9 protein-coding genes are annotated in these 17165 nt (G+C 43.5%); 8 read left to right on the top strand and 1 reads right to left on the bottom strand.

Features of this window, described 5'->3' with window-relative positions:
- Positions 1 to 15 precede the first annotated feature (15 nt).
- From R3D86_09895 to R3D86_09860, 8 genes are all read left to right on the top strand, one after another.
- A complete protein-coding gene (locus tag R3D86_09895) occupies positions 16 to 2472 on the top strand; it encodes an ABC transporter permease (protein MEZ5758519.1) in 2457 nt (818 codons plus the stop codon).
- On the top strand, positions 2469 to 4916 hold the full coding sequence (locus tag R3D86_09890) for an ABC transporter permease (GenBank protein ID MEZ5758518.1): 2448 nt from the start codon (positions 2469 to 2471) through the stop codon (positions 4914 to 4916). Before R3D86_09895 ends, R3D86_09890 begins: the two co-directional genes overlap by 4 nt.
- Before the next feature lie 9 nt (positions 4917 to 4925).
- Positions 4926 to 7391, top strand: a complete 2466-nt coding sequence (locus R3D86_09885; protein ID MEZ5758517.1) for an ABC transporter permease — start codon at positions 4926 to 4928, stop codon at positions 7389 to 7391.
- A 24-nt stretch (positions 7392 to 7415) separates the two neighbouring features.
- Positions 7416 to 9842 (top strand): FtsX-like permease family protein, encoded by a 2427-nt coding sequence (locus R3D86_09880; protein MEZ5758516.1) that lies wholly within the window; start codon positions 7416 to 7418, stop codon positions 9840 to 9842.
- Between the two features lie 40 nt (positions 9843 to 9882).
- Entirely contained in the window at positions 9883 to 11508 is a 1626-nt protein-coding gene (locus tag R3D86_09875; protein ID MEZ5758515.1) for a gamma-glutamyltransferase, read from the top strand.
- A gap of 20 nt (positions 11509 to 11528) precedes the next feature.
- On the top strand, positions 11529 to 13193 hold the full coding sequence (locus tag R3D86_09870; GenBank protein MEZ5758514.1) for an amidohydrolase: 1665 nt from the start codon (positions 11529 to 11531) through the stop codon (positions 13191 to 13193).
- A gap of 127 nt (positions 13194 to 13320) precedes the next feature.
- The gene (locus tag R3D86_09865) at positions 13321 to 15537 is read left to right on the top strand and encodes a patatin-like phospholipase family protein (protein ID MEZ5758513.1); all 2217 of its coding nucleotides are present in this window, start codon (positions 13321 to 13323) and stop codon (positions 15535 to 15537) included.
- A gap of 58 nt (positions 15538 to 15595) precedes the next feature.
- A complete protein-coding gene (locus R3D86_09860) occupies positions 15596 to 16717 on the top strand; it encodes an aminotransferase (GenBank protein ID MEZ5758512.1) in 1122 nt (373 codons plus the stop codon).
- Between the two features lie 9 nt (positions 16718 to 16726).
- Here R3D86_09860 and R3D86_09855 read toward each other — a convergent pair whose 3' ends face one another.
- Positions 16727 to 17158 carry a MarR family transcriptional regulator gene (locus R3D86_09855; GenBank protein ID MEZ5758511.1) on the bottom strand — a complete coding sequence of 144 codons (432 nt, stop codon included), beginning with the start codon at positions 17156 to 17158 and terminating at the stop codon, positions 16727 to 16729.
- Positions 17159 to 17165 lie beyond the last annotated feature (7 nt).

The following is a 17165-nucleotide window of genomic DNA, read 5'->3' as shown; positions in this document are numbered from 1 at the left end:
AAACTGAGCAATTATATGATCAGCGCCAGCCGCAATATTTTAAAGCACAAGCTGTTCAGTACGATAAATATTTTTGGGCTCTCTATTGGCCTTGCTGCAGTTATATTAATTTCACTATTTGTGCGCGATGAGCTTTCATATGATAAATTTTGGAAAAACGCTGACAATATTTACCGTATGCACCAAACCTTTTTACCTGCTGGTCGTGAACCTTTGGTATTTACTATGGTTTCCGGACCAATTGTACATGCGTTAAAGAAAGATTTTCCACAAGTGGAAGAAGCGGCACGAATATCAAACACTCGCGCCACAATGAGTATAGGGGATCTAAATTACGAAGAAGTTGTCAGTCTTGTTGATCCTTCCTTTGTGAAAATATTTGACTTTAAAACTCTTGATGGAAATCTTGAAAATACATTAGAGAACCAAAACAACATCGTATTAAACCATACTTTAGCGGAAAAGTTATTTCCGCATGAAAATGCCCTTGGAAAAACCCTAACAGTCAATGCTGACGCTTTTGAACGTGAGTTTATTGTAAGTGCAGTTATTGAAGATATGCCTGAAAATAGTCAGGTAAATGTTTCCGCTATGGTATCCATAGTAGAAAATGAATGGCTAGATCAGCCCTGGATGTTTGACAACTGGTTCTCGTCAAATTCGCATCTTTATTTTTCAGTAAGTCCAAACGCTGACATTCAAGACATAAATGATCAGATGCCTGCATTTATTGATAGGAACTTTCCGAGCTCAAACATCGGAGAACCCAACTCAAAATCAATAATTTTAAGTTCGCAAAATATTCGCGACCTTCATCTGAAAGCGCAGGGAAAAGGTGAGTTTCGTGATAGAGGAAGCATCAATATTGTTCTTACCTTTTCAGCGGTTGCAGCGCTTATATTAATCATTGCCAGCATCAACTTTATGAACCTTAGCATTGCACGGGCCAGTCAGCGCGCTAAAGAAGTAAGCCTGCGAAAAGTATTAGGTGCGTCGCGTAAAAACCTGGTGGCTCAATTCATTGGAGAATCTATATTCATTACCTTTTTAGCTCTCTTTGTTTCCGTTGTAATTGTTGAGATGGTTCTGCCATTTTACAATGAAATTATCGGAAAAAATCTTGCTTTAAACTATACATCTTCAGATTTATTTTTAATTATACTTTTTGCTTCAATTGTTGGCATTTTAGGCGGGACATACCCCGCATTAATCTTATCAAAATTTCGTCCTGCCGAAATTTTGAAAACTAATAAATCATCAGAAAACGGACATTCTGTCAAATTAAGGGCCGCGCTGGTAATATTCCAATTCGCCGTATCCATTACCCTATTTGTTTCAACAGCAGTGGTTTATGGTCAGGTGCTCTATACACAGAATTTTGAACTTGGCTTCAATAAAGAAAATCTGCTGATCATTAACAATCTAAACAGAGACGAAGCAGATAAAAAACTGAATCTGTTAATCGATGAATTTAAACGTCTCCCTAATGTTATAAATGTCACATGGTCAGATGACGCTCCCGGAAAATACTCTGAAGATAATATTGGACTGCGAACTCCGGAAATGACCTCTTCTGAAAATTTACAAATTGGTGTTCGTCAAATTGGATATAATTATTTTGAAACTTATCGCATCCCTCTCCTCGCCGGGCGTTATTACGATGACACTAAAAATGATCGGGGATCCGAAATAGATGAATTAAAGACTGGAAGAAGGTTCCCTGCGTCCCTGATCATAAATGAAACAGGCGTTAAAAAGTTCGGGTTTTCAAATCCGCAAAATGCATTAGGCAAAATATTATACCGAAACATCCAAGATAATGATAAAAATCTTATACAGGAATATCAGATAATTGGCGTCATTCCGGATATTCACCTCGACAGTCTTAAGAAAGAAATCAGACCGGAAGTCTTTGAGCTTATACCCGAAAGTGCAAGATATATTACCCTTAAATATAGCGGGGATTCCTTAGCGATAGTTAATCAGGCACACACTATTTGGAAAAGAGAAATACCAAGTATCCCGTTCAGTTATAATTATGCTGTAGATCAGTTGGAAGAGCAATATCATACCGAACAGGGCGAAATGACAATGTTTGTCGCATTTTCCGCCCTTGCAATTTTAATAGCCAGTCTGGGACTATATGGACTTGCCAGCTTTACAGCCGAACGGCGTACCAAGGAAATTGGCATTCGTAAGGTCATGGGGGCAACTGTTTATGACATCGTCAAGCTTTTGGTCTGGCAATTCTCAAAACCTGTGATGTTAGCAAATTTAATCGCATGGCCTGTATCATATTATGCCATGTCAATTTGGCTCGAGGGCTTTGCCTATCGAATAGAAAGCATATTCATTCTGGGCTTTTGTGCCATTTCCGGAATAGCCGCACTGATGATTGCGTGGATAACTGTTGCCGGCAACAGTATGCGGGTCGCAAGGGCAAATCCAATTAAAGCATTAAGGTACGAATGATGAAACTGAGCAATTACATGATCAGCGCCAGCCGCAATATTTTAAAGCACAAGCTTTTCAGCGCAATTAATATTTTCGGGCTTGCCGTGGGATTTGCCACCTGTATCCTGATCATGCTTTTCGTAAAGGATGAGCTTAGCTTCGATAAATGGTTTAAAAATAATGACAGGATTTTCCGTCTGGAACTTATCAGTCATCCGCCATCAACAAAAACATTCGAGCTTGCCGCAACAATGGGGCCGCTAAAACCCTTTATTGACGCTGATTTTCCGGAGGTTGAACAATCTGCCCGCCTGACCTATCAGGACCGTAATATCCAAAAGGGGAATGATTATTTTTCAGAAAATGTCGCCTTTGTGGATAATAACTTTTTCCAGGTTTTTGAAGTCCCCTTTTTAAAAGGTTCAATAGCCTCTGCCTTGATGGACCCAACTTCCGCGGTAATATCCAAGAAACTGGCCCTGAAATATTTTGGCTCCACCGATGCCGTCGGCAGGGAACTTATTTTCAGCAATGATCATCGTTACCGGGTTACCGCCGTTTTTGCCGATTTACCGCGCACAACACATTTTAATCTCGATATTGCGATCCCGCTCAGTTACAACGAATTACCAAAACGTGACGAGCGCCCTTCCCTGCTTGATGACTGGTTTGAAATCGGCACATATATCTATGTCAAATTAAAGCCGGGCCTTTCTATGGATAGAGTAGCGGAACGGTTCCCCGCTTTTCTCGACCGACGGGGCCCAAGGCCCAACGATCAGATTGTTCCTAGTAAGCGCTGGAACCTGCGTCTTGTACCGCTAACGGATATTCATTTAAAAGGATCGCCCACCGCGCGGATCAAGCCAAAAGGCAGCATGACCACAATAGTGTCTTTCCTGCTGATCGCCGTAATGATCCTGATCATCGCCTGTTTTAATTTTATGAACCTGTCCACCGCCCGTGCCAGCCTTCGGGCAAAGGAAGTTGCCTTGAGAAAAGTGCTCGGCGCACAGAGGAATGATATTATCATCCAGTTCTTAAGCGAAGCGGCGTTAATGGCCTTTACCGCCTTTCTGCTGGCAATGGTCATGGTTGAAATTATCCTGCCATATTATAATATCCTTATTGATAAAGTGATGGAAATAGGGGCATTGCATTCGCCGATTACATTAGCGTCCCTCATTATTCTGACTTTACTTGTTGCCCTCGGGGCCGGTGCCCACCCTGCCTTTATTATGTCAGGCTTCAGACCCAGTCGCATCCTAGCTGCCGGCCGCGCAGAACCGGTCGGGTCGCTAAAATTCAGAACATTTCTGGTGATTGCCCAGTTCACCATCTGCATTTCGCTGATAGTCTGTGCTTTGGTTGTCTATTCACAGCTTACTTATAGCATCAACCGTGATGCAGGGTTCGATAAGGAAAATTTACTGGTTCTCGACCATATTAATGATCCGCTTGTCATAGGTAAGGCGCAAATCCTTAAAAACCGGCTTCTTGAGCTTCCCGAGATTAAGCAAGCAACATTAAGCTCCGTCGTTCCCGCAGACCGTATGGTCGCCCTTATCGGATTCAGCGATGTGGATGGCAGGAAAAGTGACCCCATTTTGCTGCGCATTGAAAGTATCGACCCGGATTATCTGGCGACTTATGGCATAAAGCTGGACAAAGGCCGCAATCTTTCGCTCGACAGAGGAGATGACATCGCCCGGCTTTATGGAGAGCCGCAAAAAAACGGCAATATCCTAATTAACGAATCCGCCGTTACCAAACTGGGCTTTAAAGACGCTGATGGTGCGCTGGGCAAGCAGCTTATTGATGAAGTTGCCTACACCATCGTCGGGGTCATTCCTGATCTGTATCTACAGACAACGCGCGAAACGACCAATCCGACCTTTTACTATATCGATCAGGAATTTTACAATAAACTGACCATTAAATACTCAACCCAAAACATTGACACACTCGTCAAAAATATCAACGACATCTGGCGCGAGCTTTTCCCGCAGGTGCCAATGAGTCAGACTTTTCTTGATGATAAAATTATGGAGCAATATAAGGCTGATCAGGAACAGGGCCGTTTATTCCTTATTTTCGCTTCTCTTGCTATTGTCATCTCAAGCCTTGGGCTATACGGGCTTGCAAGCTTTACTGCCGACAGAAGAATAAAAGAAATCGGCATCCGTAAAGTCATGGGGGCCAGCGTCTTTGACGTGGTTAGGCTCCTGATCTGGCAATTTTCCAAACCGGTCATCCTTGCCAACCTCATTGCATGGCCGTTTTCATTTTACTTTATGGTAAAATGGTTAGAGGGCTTCTCTTACCGCATTGATAATATTTTTGTTATTGCCTTCTGTATCATTGCCGGTATTGGCGCGCTGCTGATTGCCTGGATCACTGTCGCCGGTAATTCAATCCGGGTCGCCCGATCCAACCCCATTAACGCACTAAGATATGAATAGGAGAATAGAATGTTTGCCAATTATTTAAATATGTCATTTCGTAATATACTGAAATTCAGACTTTATAGTGCCATCAATATAATCGGACTGGCAGTTGGTTTAGCCGTGTCCATTCTGATCATTCTTTTTGTTGCACACGAAACGTCGTTTGATAAAGCCGTAATGGGCAGTGACCGTGTTTACCGGCTAAACTGGGAAAGCACGACTTCAGGCGGCCGCTTTGCCACTTTTTTCAATCCATTATCCAAAAATATCGTTGAAGCCTATCCGGGTGATGTCGAAGACCTGACCAGGATTACATTATCGGAAAGACTGCTTAGCATCGGAGACGAAAAACAATACCAGACCATCAGTTTCGTTGATCCCAATTTCTTTGATTTCTTTTCCTACAAAGTAGAAAGCGGATCAATTGTAACTGCCCTTTCCAATTTAAATAATGCCGTTCTGACAGAAGCCGCAGCAGAACTACTATTCCCCGGGGAAGAGGCGATCGGAAAAAGTTTTACCCTGGACGGAAAATATGATTTTCAGGTCACGGCCATTGTTGACAATAACAAAAGCAATTCTCATCAGGTTTCCAATATTTTTATTAATATGGAAATGCTTCCGGTAATCTGGAATTCCCCGAATTTCTGGGAAAGAAATTTTTCCGATCAGCTTTATCATTATGTTAGGCTTTCCCCGAATATATCCGGTGACGCTTTTGCCCAAAAAGCTTACGACTATATCAAAAACAATATAGGCGGTGATTTTGCCAATAATATCGCCGTACATGCACAGCCGTTAAGTGATATCCATTTTAATACGGAACTTCAGAATGAAATGACCGTGAAGGATACTGTGACCGGGCTCTCCAAACCCGCACGCCAAAAATCTGATATCACAATATTCGGTTTTGTCGCCCTACTGACGCTGATTATCGCAACATTTAATTTTATCAATATGCAAATTGCCCAGAGCAGCAACCGTGTTAAAGAAGTTGGCGTGCGCAAGGTGCTGGGGGCCACCCGCCAGCAAATAGCCCTGCAGTTCATTATTGAATCAACAGTCATGGCCCTGATCGCCCTCGCCGTGTCGCTCGTTATTGTTGAAATATTTGCGCCTTTCTTTGGATCAATGCTCGGCGTACCCTTGACCGCAGACCCAATATATAGTGGTGGTTTCATAAGTAGCCTGATTTTAACGACTTTTCTTGTCGGTATATTATCTGGTCTTTATCCTGCCCTGTTTGTGTCAGGCATCCTTCCGGCAAAAGCCCTTCAGGGGCGTGTTTTTGACGGGATCGGTTCTTCAAAATTAAGGGCCGGACTTGTTATTCTCCAGTTTTCAATTGCCATCGGTCTAATTTCAGCAACAGGCGTTGTAAACAGGCAAATTGATTTTGCCCTCAACAAACCGCTCGGATACCTACCTGAGGACGTCGTTGTTGTCCGCCTGAATAATCAGGAAGCCAGTGACGCATATCAGACAATGCATGATGAATTGGTCTCAAACCCGCTCGTTGTCTCCGTTTCCAGCGGCACCATTATACCAACCGAAGATCTTTTCGACGGTTCATCATTCCAGAAGGAAGGAGAAAGTCCGGATTTTCAAATCATAACCCGGCGGATCGGAGTGAGTGACGGCTATTTTGATACATTGGGAATGAAGATGGTTGCCGGACGCGCCTTAAGTGATGAATTCCGCGGGGATTTTCTGCCGGATATAAGTAAGGAAGCCCCAACAGTTGAAGGCGGGCTAATCCTTAATGAAACGGCTGCTAAACAGGCTGGCTGGACAGATCCAAATGATGCTGTTGGTCAACAGGTATATAGTGCTTTTTCAGATGACGGCACCGATTACAGACTTAACTTTAATATTGTCGGCATTGTTGAAGATGCACATTACAGCTCAATTCGGTCCGAACCAGCAGCACTATCATTTATGTTAACGGCAGGTGCCAATGTAATGATCGTGAAGGCTACAAAAGGAAATTTAAACCAGACAGTTAAGCTGATCGACAGCACTTGGCAGCAGCATGTTCCGTCCTACCCGATCCGCCGTTCGTTCCTGGAAGAGGATTATGCTTCCTTCTATGCCGTTGAAGGCCGCGTTTTCAGAATGTTTATTGGCTTTGCCGGAATAGCAGCAATGATTGCCTGTATCGGTCTTTATGGCCTTGCATCATTCATTGCTGAACGTCGTACAAAGGAAATAGGTATTCGTAAGGTCCTTGGCGCATCAATTCTTAATATTGTGACTATGCTGTCCTGGGAGCTTTCCAAGCTGGTCATCGTCGCAAATATTATTGCCTGGCCGGCTGCCTGGCTGATGATGAACGACTGGCTGTCCGGTTTCAGTTACCGCATTGACATGTCTTTAACACCTTATCTGATCGCGGGCCTAACGGCTTTCGTCCTTGCCTACGCAACAACGGCGCTACGCGCCTGGTCCGCCGCCAGTGTAAATCCAATATACTCTCTGAAGAGTGAATAACGTAAAATAAACAAAGAGAAAAAAATGTTCAGCAATTATGTAAAAATAGCGATCAGAAGCATCCTAAAAAACAAACTTTACGCCATCATCAATGTTCTAGGCTTATCCATTGGTTTGGCTATATATTTGTTTGGGGGCCTGTTTTATGATTATGAATATTCACATGATTCATTTTTTAAGAATTTTGACCGCATTTATACCTTACGGGGTAATGTTAGTTCCCAGGCCAATATCGGCGTTTCGCAAATTGATACAGTCCAGTCTGCTGTTGGCCCGCTCATCAAAACGGAACTTCCCGATGTAGAAGCAGTGGCAAGAACTATTTTACGGGAATTCCTGATTTCTGTCGGGGAAGATAATTATTATCAAAGAGTACGGTTCGCAGATCCCGAACTTCTGAAAATTTTTGATTTTGATTTTATCCAGGGCGACGCAACTGCACTGGATGGTTCAAACGGCATAGTCATAACCGATATGGAAGCCAAAAAATATTTTGGCAATGAAAATCCAATAGGGAAATCTATTACCCTGGATCATGAGTATGACCTTACAGTTATGGCAGTCATCCGCGATATTCCCAAAAACTCTCATTTTAATTCCCAGATTGTCATGGGTACCCCACTTGGAATCCTGATCCCCATGAGGGCGATGGAACGTATTACAGAATTTCAGCCTGACACAAACTGGGGCAATACCTCTTCAGGAAACATGACCTATATCCTGCTTCCTCCCTCTCTCGACCGGGCATGGCTGCAAACTCAAATGGATGGTATTTATGAAAGACATATGCCGGATGAACAGAAAGAATTTCTGGATAGCTTTGAAGTACACTCCCTCGCCGATGCCAATACGGCGATCTGGGACATGCTCGGTATTCCCGTCATAACGGTTGTAAAAGTGCTGGGAATAATGGTTCTTATTATCGCCTGTGTTAATTATACAAATCTTGCAACGGCACAGTCCATGGGTCGTGCCCGCGAAGTAGGCCTTAGAAAAACGCTTGGTGCCGGGCAATTTCAACTGCTCCTGCAGTTTATTGTCGAAAGTTTAACCATTACGTTATTTGCAATGATACTGGCCCTGGCAGCTCTTGAGCTGATTATACCTTTATTCAACTCGGCCACCGGTAAAATTCTCAGCATCAATTATCTGAGCACATTACCATGGCTGCTATTGACGACATTGGTCGTGGGAATACTATCCGGTTCATATCCCGCATATGTCATTACCAAAACAAACCCGATTGAAGCATTGAGGGATACTGCCCGCAAGGGAAAAGCCGCGACTATTATCAGAGCGATCATGATAAGCGTACAATTTACTTTTTCGGTTTGTATTCTGGCAATGGTACTTGTGGTTTATGCCCAAAATGAAAAAGTTGAGGAAAGTAGCAGAATATTTCCCAAGGATCAGGTTTATACCCTGGACCGTATTAATGTTGATCAGATGACAGACCGTCATGAGGTTCTTAGAAATGAAATGCTGAGCATCCCTTATGTTGATGACTTCACCTTGTCTTCACAGGTACCCTATGAACAGACGAACAGCACCATCAGGGCGTCAAAAATCCTCAATGATTTTAATCAGACAGTGACTATAAACCAGCTGAATATTGATGATCATTTTGTCAGTACCTACGATATTCCCATGGTCGCTGGCAGGAATATATCCAAAGACATTGCCATGGACACCCACATAAGAGCCCGTGGAGCAGTGAATGTTCTGGTCAATGAAACGGCGGCAAAAGCCTTAGGGTTCAGCACGCCGGAAGCAGCGCTAAACCAGGTATTCTACGAAGATGAAAAGGAAAAAGGTATAACCACCTATACCATTGTCGGTGTTATGGCGGACCGAAATATTCTTGGTCTTTTTAACAGTGTCAAACCATTCTTCTTTTTCATGCGCGATGCGTCTTATCGGCTGGCATCGATAAAAATATCAAAAAATGCCCCTGTCAGCGTCGTTAAGGATATTGAAGAAGTATGGCAGGACGTTTACCCCGATTATCCGATGCAGGGTAAATTTCTAAATGAAACCTTCCAGTTGGTCTATATGATTTTCGATATGGGAACCAAATCACTGGCGGCTTTTGCTTTTGTTGCCCTTTTCCTTGCCGCAATAGGCCTGTTTGGACTGGCGGCCTTTATGGCCGAGCAGCGAACCAAGGAAATCGGCATTAGAAAAGTTCTGGGAGCCAGTAACAATCAGATTATAAGACTTCTGATATGGCAATTCTCAACCCCGGTTCTTTGGGCAACACCAATTGCTTTAATACTGGCTTATTTAGCATCTGGCCGTTATCTGGAATTTTTTGCGGAGCGTATTGGTCTGCCTTACGGCATGCTGCTGGGGGCCGGTATTTGCGGACTTTTACTATCATGGGCGACGGTTGCGACACATGCATTTAATATCGCCAAAACCAACCCGATTAATGCATTGCATTATGAGTAAGAATGAATGATAACTAACATATCAAGTAAAGGGGAAAGATATGTTTCGTTATTGCAGGGCAGTTGCCTTAATTTATTTGCTTGCTTTCATTACTTCATCAACTTTTGCGCAAACCAAGAATTTTGCCGGCTATGTTGTATCAGCGTCTCCGGAAGCAACCAATGCCGGGGTAACTGTCCTTGAAAAAGGCGGTAACGCTTTTGATGCGGCCGTTGCCGTATCTCTGGCGTTAGGCGCGTCGGAACCGGCAGGATCGGGAATATTTGGCCAGACCGTCATGCTGGTCCAACCCAAGAATGGTGAACCTTTTGTTATTCAGGGAAGCACATTATCACCGGCACAAATTCCTGAGCAAGTGACAAGAGATCAACTGGTTGGAGGGCGAACAGCATCAACAATTCCATCCAATCTTAAAGTGCTTTCCTTTACCCACAAAAAATATGGAAGCGGCAAGCTGAGCTGGAAGGAACTGGTGAACCCGGCCGTTGAGCTTTATAAAGATGGTTTTGTGGTCGGTCCTTTTCGCTACCGCGCATTCAGCCATTACGGCATGGGGCTTAAAGGACAAAAAGCGGCTGCCGATATTTTTTTAAAGCCTGATGGTAGCGCTTATCAGATCGAGGAAGTCTTCAAACAACCGCTGATGGCGAAAACATTAGCGCGGATAGCAGAAAAAGGGGCGGATGAATTTTATAAAGGGGATATGGCCCGCGAAATAGCGGCTGATATGGCTGAAAATGGTGGCTGGATTACTTATGACGATCTGGCCAACTTCAAGGATCCGAAAATTGTTCCCGCCCTTAGATCAAATTACCGCGGTTATGAGGTGATCTCCTTACCGCCACCATTTGGTGGCTGGATCATGATGCAGATATTAAATATTCTTGAAGCAGAAACGCCCAAAGCGATAGAAGAGGATAATGCAAAGAGAAGGATTGCCCTGCTTAATGCCATGCGACTTGGTCACGGTACCAGGGCACATGACCCGGTACCAAATTTTTATGATTATGATGACGATATCAGCATAAAACTGTCAAAGGAACAGGCCGCTAAAATGCTGGATCATTATAAAAACGGCAAAGGCGGTGAAACCACACATTTTTCCATTGTCGATGGGGACGGCAATGCTGTCGCCGTCACCCAAAGTATTGATAATTATTTTGGCGCGCTTGTCGCTCATCCGACACTCGGGTTTCTGTATAATAACTATATGCAGTCATTCCGGTTAAATGATGACGGCTCCCCCTATGTCCTCAAACAAAATGAAATGCCCTTAAGTTCGATGACAGGCACAATTGTAAAGAAAGATGGGGAACCGGTCATGGTCCTGGGCAGCCCGGCCAGCGCACGGATTATTTCTGCTGTCGCCCAGGTCACAAGTTACTGGATAGATGTGGATAAAAATATTGAAAAAGCCGTCGGGGCTTACCGGGTACATGTCGTTCCCGACGATCAGGCCTATATAGAAGGGCCAAATATTTCAAATGAGCTCCTTTCCGGGCTGGCAAAATATGGTTATAATCTGAAAAGACCGGCTTACGGTGTATCAGACAGCCAGTATGACCCCTATTTTGGCGGGGTTCATGCCCTTGCGATCGAAAACGGAAAATGGCATGGTGCCGCGGACCCCAGGAGGGACGGACTCGCAAAAGCCGCATGGAAATAAACCAGATGGATTTTTTTAAAATGGATAAATTTATAAAAATAATATTGAGTATAGGATTATTAACGATTGCTGCCTGCTCATCTGCCGAGACAGACAAAAATAATCAACAAGCCGCTTCAAATGAAAAAATAATGATAAACGCCAAAGTATGGACCGGAAATGCTGACCAACCCTGGGCGGAAACCGTCGTTATGAAGGATGACCGGATTATTGCTGTCGGCGGATCTGAACTTAAAAACGATCATCCAGGCGCTGAAGTCATTGATGTATCCGGAAAATTGGTTCTGCCCGGCTTTATTGATAATCACACACATTTTATGGATGGCTCGGCATCACTTCTCGGCATTAAAACGCAGGGCACTAAAAGTTCTGCCGAATTTATAGAAACGGTAAAAAACTATGCGGCATCTGCCCCGGAGGGAGAATGGATTACTGGTGGGCTTTGGGATCATGAAGCCTGGGAAGGACAACTTCCTAAGAAGGAATGGATTGACGAATATACACCGAACAACCCCCTTTTCCTGCTGCGTACTGACGGCCATATGGCCATTGTCAATTCACTTGTCTTAAAACTTGCCGGAATTACAAAAGACACACCCGACCCGGAAGGCGGCCTGATTGTCCGTGATGAAAATGGCGAACCAACGGGCGTTCTTAAAGATAACGCTATGAATGCGGTATATAGCATTGTTCCGCCAATGACCACGGCCCAGGCGACAAGAACATTTGATGCCGGCATTCAGGAAGCATTGGAAAATGGCGTCACCCAAATTCATAATATGGGCACTTGGGATAACATTGCGATCTTTAAAAAAGCGAAGGATGAAGGCCGCCTTAGAATCCGTGTTTATTACTTTCCCCTAATTCCCAATGTCCATAAGCTGCATGATATGATTGAACGCGAAAGCAAAGGCGATACCTGGCTGCGCTTTGGCGGTGTTAAGGAACTGGCTGACGGATCGTTGGGCAGCACGACGGCATGGTTTTATGAACCCTATACCGATGAACCTGACACCAACGGCTTCCCGCTGATGCAGATGGATGTTCTTAAGAAAAATCTTGCCGAAGCCAATGACCTTGGATTTCAGTTGGCCGTCCACGCAATCGGTGACCAGACAAATGATAACCTGATCAGGATTTTTGAGGAAATTGGCGCGACCGGCAACCGTCCGCGAATTGAACATGCCCAGCATTTAACCCCCGATGCCATTCAAAAAATGGCCGGATTAGGCATCATTGCCTCCGTACAGCCCTACCACGCAATTGATGATGGCAGGTGGGCAGAAAAACGAATAGGTAAAGAGCGCCTGGCAGGCACTTATCCGTTTAAATCGCTTTTTGATGCCGGGGCCATCGTCACATTTGGATCGGACTGGATGGTTGCTCCACTTGAACCCCTTAGTGGCATTTATGCCGCAGTTACACGTCGCACACTGGACGGCAAAAATCCTGATGGTTGGGTGCCGGAACAAAAAATATCCATCGAACAGGCGGTCAAGGCATACACCATTAATAACGCCTATGCCGGCTTTCAGGAAAATGATCTTGGCACCATTGAACCAGGAAAGCTTGCTGATATGGTTGTTATCAGTGATAATATTTTTGACATTGATCCGGCTGAAATCATCAACACTAAAGTGCTTATGACAATAGTTGGTGGTGATATAAAATATTCAAGTAAATAACTAAATTTCCTTTGCTTTATGGTTCGGTGCTGTTCACCGAACCATTTGCATGAAAAATCAGTAGTTCAAAAATTTAGTATTCGTATATTATTGGTTTTAAGATGAATTAAATCCGGAGATTCATTTTTTGTATAAATTTATTTACACCATAATGCTTTGCTGTGTAATGGCATATTATCCACAGGCAAAAGCACAATTGGCAGAAAAGGAAAGACCAAAGATTGGTCTCGTCCTTTCCGGTGGTGGTGCGCGTGGAGCAGCCCATGTTGGTGTACTAAAAGTTCTTGAAGAAAACCATATTCCAATTGATATGATTGCCGGGACGAGCTTTGGTGCCATAATCGGCGGTCTTTATGCGTCCGGTTATTCCGCAGATGAGCTTGAAGAAATAATAAAAAATATTGACTGGCAGGAAACACTCTCCAACAGTGCTCCCAGAAAACAAAAATCTTTCCGCCGCAAAAAAGACGATGATGGGTTCCTGATCAAGTTTAAAGTCGGGCTTAAAGATGGAAAAATCAAACTTCCCAGCGGACTGATTACCCCAAATAATTTAAGACTTTTATTTGCTGAACTTCTAAATAAAAAAACACAAACGGAAGATTTTTGCAAACTTTCTATTCCATTTCGGGCGGTTGCCACCAACCTTGAGAATGGTGAAGAGGTCGTCTTAAAAAATGGCAATCTTGCCTCCGCTATTGTTGCAAGCATGACTGTCCCAGCTTTATTTCCCCCGGTTGAGCTTAATGGAACTCTACTTGTTGACGGGGGCATCGCAAATAATATTCCTATTAATGTCGTCCGGGATATGGGTGCCGATATTATCATCGTGGTTGATGTCACCACGCCGCTTCTAAAAAAAGAGGAAATAACATCATTCGCCTCCGTTCTTGATCAGCTTACATCGCTTCAAAGCCACAAAACTGCTGACAAGCTGATTGCCACTCTTAAAGACGAGGATATTCTTATTCGTCCTGAATTGGATGATATAGATTTTCTCGATTTTGATATTACAACAGAAACGATCCCTAAAGGCGTTGAGGCGGCTTTGTCGGTTCTTGATCATCTTAAAAAATATAGACTGAACCAGAGCAATTGGAATAATTATACAAAAAATCATTCTGAAGAAAAATATGACCCGCCGACCATTGATTTTGTCCGTATTAATAATAATTCTGACGTTTCTGATCAGGTCATCAGATCACATATTACACAATCGGATGGGCAAATTTTAGATGCTGTCCAGTTATCAAAGGATTTAACAGAGATTTATGGTCTGGAATTATTCGAAGAAGTGAATTATCAGACGCTCAATGAAAATGGTGAAACAGGGCTGGAGATAAGAACAAAGCAGCGTGAAGGGGGCGAAGATTATTTTCGTTTTGGGCTGGCCATACAGGAAGATTTTGAAGGGGAAAGTGATTTTCAGCTGGCCGTCGGCTTCACAAACCTTGCAATTAATTCTTACGGCGGTGAATGGCAAACGCTCTTCAAAGTCGGTCAGGAATTCAGCCTTTTCACTGAATTTTACCAACCTATTGATTATAAGGAAAAATACTACCTATTTGCCAATGCGGGTGGAGGAAAAATCAATAGAAACCTGTTAAGTGATAATGGGGATGGTACCATTCTCGGTCAGGTCAGGATCTCAGAGTTTGGCACACAGATAGGTGCAGGACGAAATTTTGGCCGATGGGGCACATTACGCGCCGGAATTAGAAAAACATTTGGCAATGTTAAAGGAAGAATTGGTTTTCCTTCTATCCCAAAAGTATCTTATGATAAGACCAAGTTTGTCACTGAATTTCTTATTGATACCATGGATAACACCCAGTTTCCAACGTCAGGCGCTGTTGTGGAAATTGTCAGCGAAAATACACTTTCCTGGCTTGGCGGCGATTCCGGGGCCGATACAGTAGAATTTGGCGGATATTTCCCCTTTAGCTGGGGCAAAAACACTCTTGGTTTCAGACCCTTGTTTGCAACATCCTATAATGGAAACCCGAATGAAACAAATCTCTTTCCTCTTGGCGGATTTATGAGGTTGACAGCATTTGCACCGGGTCAGCTAACCGGTAACCATGGCGGACTTCTGACGGCAATTTACTATCGGCGTATTTCAGGAGGACCACAATATCTGACGGAAACACCAATTTATCTGGGGGGAACGGTCGAGGCTGGTAATGTCTGGAACCGTTGGGAAGATGTAAGCCTTACTGATCTGCGCTGGAGTTCAAGCGTTTTCGTCGGAATAGATACCATTCTTGGCCCGACATATCTCGGGATCGGGCTGGGGTCTGACGGTGCAACAGCGGCATTTTTAAATATTGGTCAGATATTTTAAATTTGCTATTCCAAAAATTATGCCTAATCTATAAGCAAATTTAATCAAGGGTTTTGTTATGAAAATAAGAGAATTTGGCGTCGAAATATGGATGAATGAATTTGAAAATCATTGCAAATATAATCTAGCTGAAACATGCGTTCAATCGCTTACAATTGATGAACTACTGAAAATAACCGATAAAAAAGAAGCGGCCCTGTCTGAACTTCTACCGCTTAAAATGACTTATGGAGCCATTGAAGGATCCTCAAGGCTGAAAAATGCCATTTCGGCACTCTATGACTCCCAAAAACCTGAAAATATTATGGTTGCCCACGGTGCGATTGGCGCCAATGCACTCGTATACTCTGCGTTGGTTGGTCCCAAAGACGAGGTAATCACCATTCTGCCCACATATCAGCAGCATTACTCTATTCCGGAAAGTTTCGGGGCAAAAGTCAAAATCCTCCAGCTTCGTGAAGAAGACGACTTTTTACCTAACCTTGACGAGATGAAAAGCATGGTGAGCGCAAAAACAAAATTAATTTCGGTGAATAACCCGAATAATCCGACGGGCGCTTTAATCAGTGAAGAAGTGTTACATGAAATAGCGGATATTGCCCGTACGTGTGACGCCTATCTCCTGTGTGATGAAGTTTATCGTGGAACAGATCAGGAAGGAAGTGGCTTCACGAAATCAATTGCTGATATTTATGAAAAAGGGATCAGCACCGGTAGCATGTCAAAAGCATTTTCGCTTGCCGGGCTTCGCGTAGGCTGGGTAGCAGCACCGCGAGAGGTTCTCGAGAGCATTTCAATTCACCGGGATTATAATACAATTAGTGTCAGTATGATTGATGATTATTTTGCGGCCATTGCGCTTGAAAATAAACATAAAATCATAGCCAGAAGCCAGAAAATCACTCGGGAAAATTTAAAAATCCTAGATGATTGGGTCGCAAATGAACCGCTCATTTCATATGTAAAGCCAAAATCCGGAACAACAGCACTCCTTAAATATGATCTTGATTTAAGATCGCGCGACTTTTGTATCAAGCTGCTGAATGAAACCGGCGTGATGCTCACGCCCGGAAGTGTTATGGATATGGAAGGGTATCTACGAATGGGCTATGCCAACAGCGCCGAAATTTTAAAAACCGGTCTTGGCAAAATCTCTGAATTCCTGGGTAGTCAGAGTTAACATCCCAATTCAGCTCAGAAATTTACTTAGTTTCTGAAGCGTTTTAGATGTTACCCTTAATTCTTCGGCGGTGAAATATTCCGCCAAATTCTGAACTTCAACCAGCTCACGGTTCCAGATTTCTGAAAATATTCTATCCCCGCGTTCAGTGAGCGATATCAAAAGGCTGCGTTTGTCTGACGGGTTAGCCCGACTTGTCACCAGCCCTTTATCAAGCAGGTCATTTACCACGATCTGAATATGCTGACGCGAAACATTTTTTGATCTGGCAATCTCCGGCACAGTTTTCTCGCCCGTCACAGATAAATTTTCCAGAACAAAACGCATTGATGCATTAACCTCCAGATCTTTCAATAGATCATTTGAGCGATCCCCGAGCAGATTAAAACTGGATCTTACATCACGGATAACTGTGTTTAGCCTTTTAGCTTCAGTTTTCATTTTCCCT

It is taken from the genome of Emcibacteraceae bacterium (genome assembly GCA_041396985.1).
Taxonomy (GTDB): Bacteria; Pseudomonadota; Alphaproteobacteria; order Sphingomonadales; family Emcibacteraceae; genus Pseudemcibacter.
Note: the sequence above shows the minus strand (reverse complement) of the source record. Positions and strands in the feature narration are given on the sequence as shown.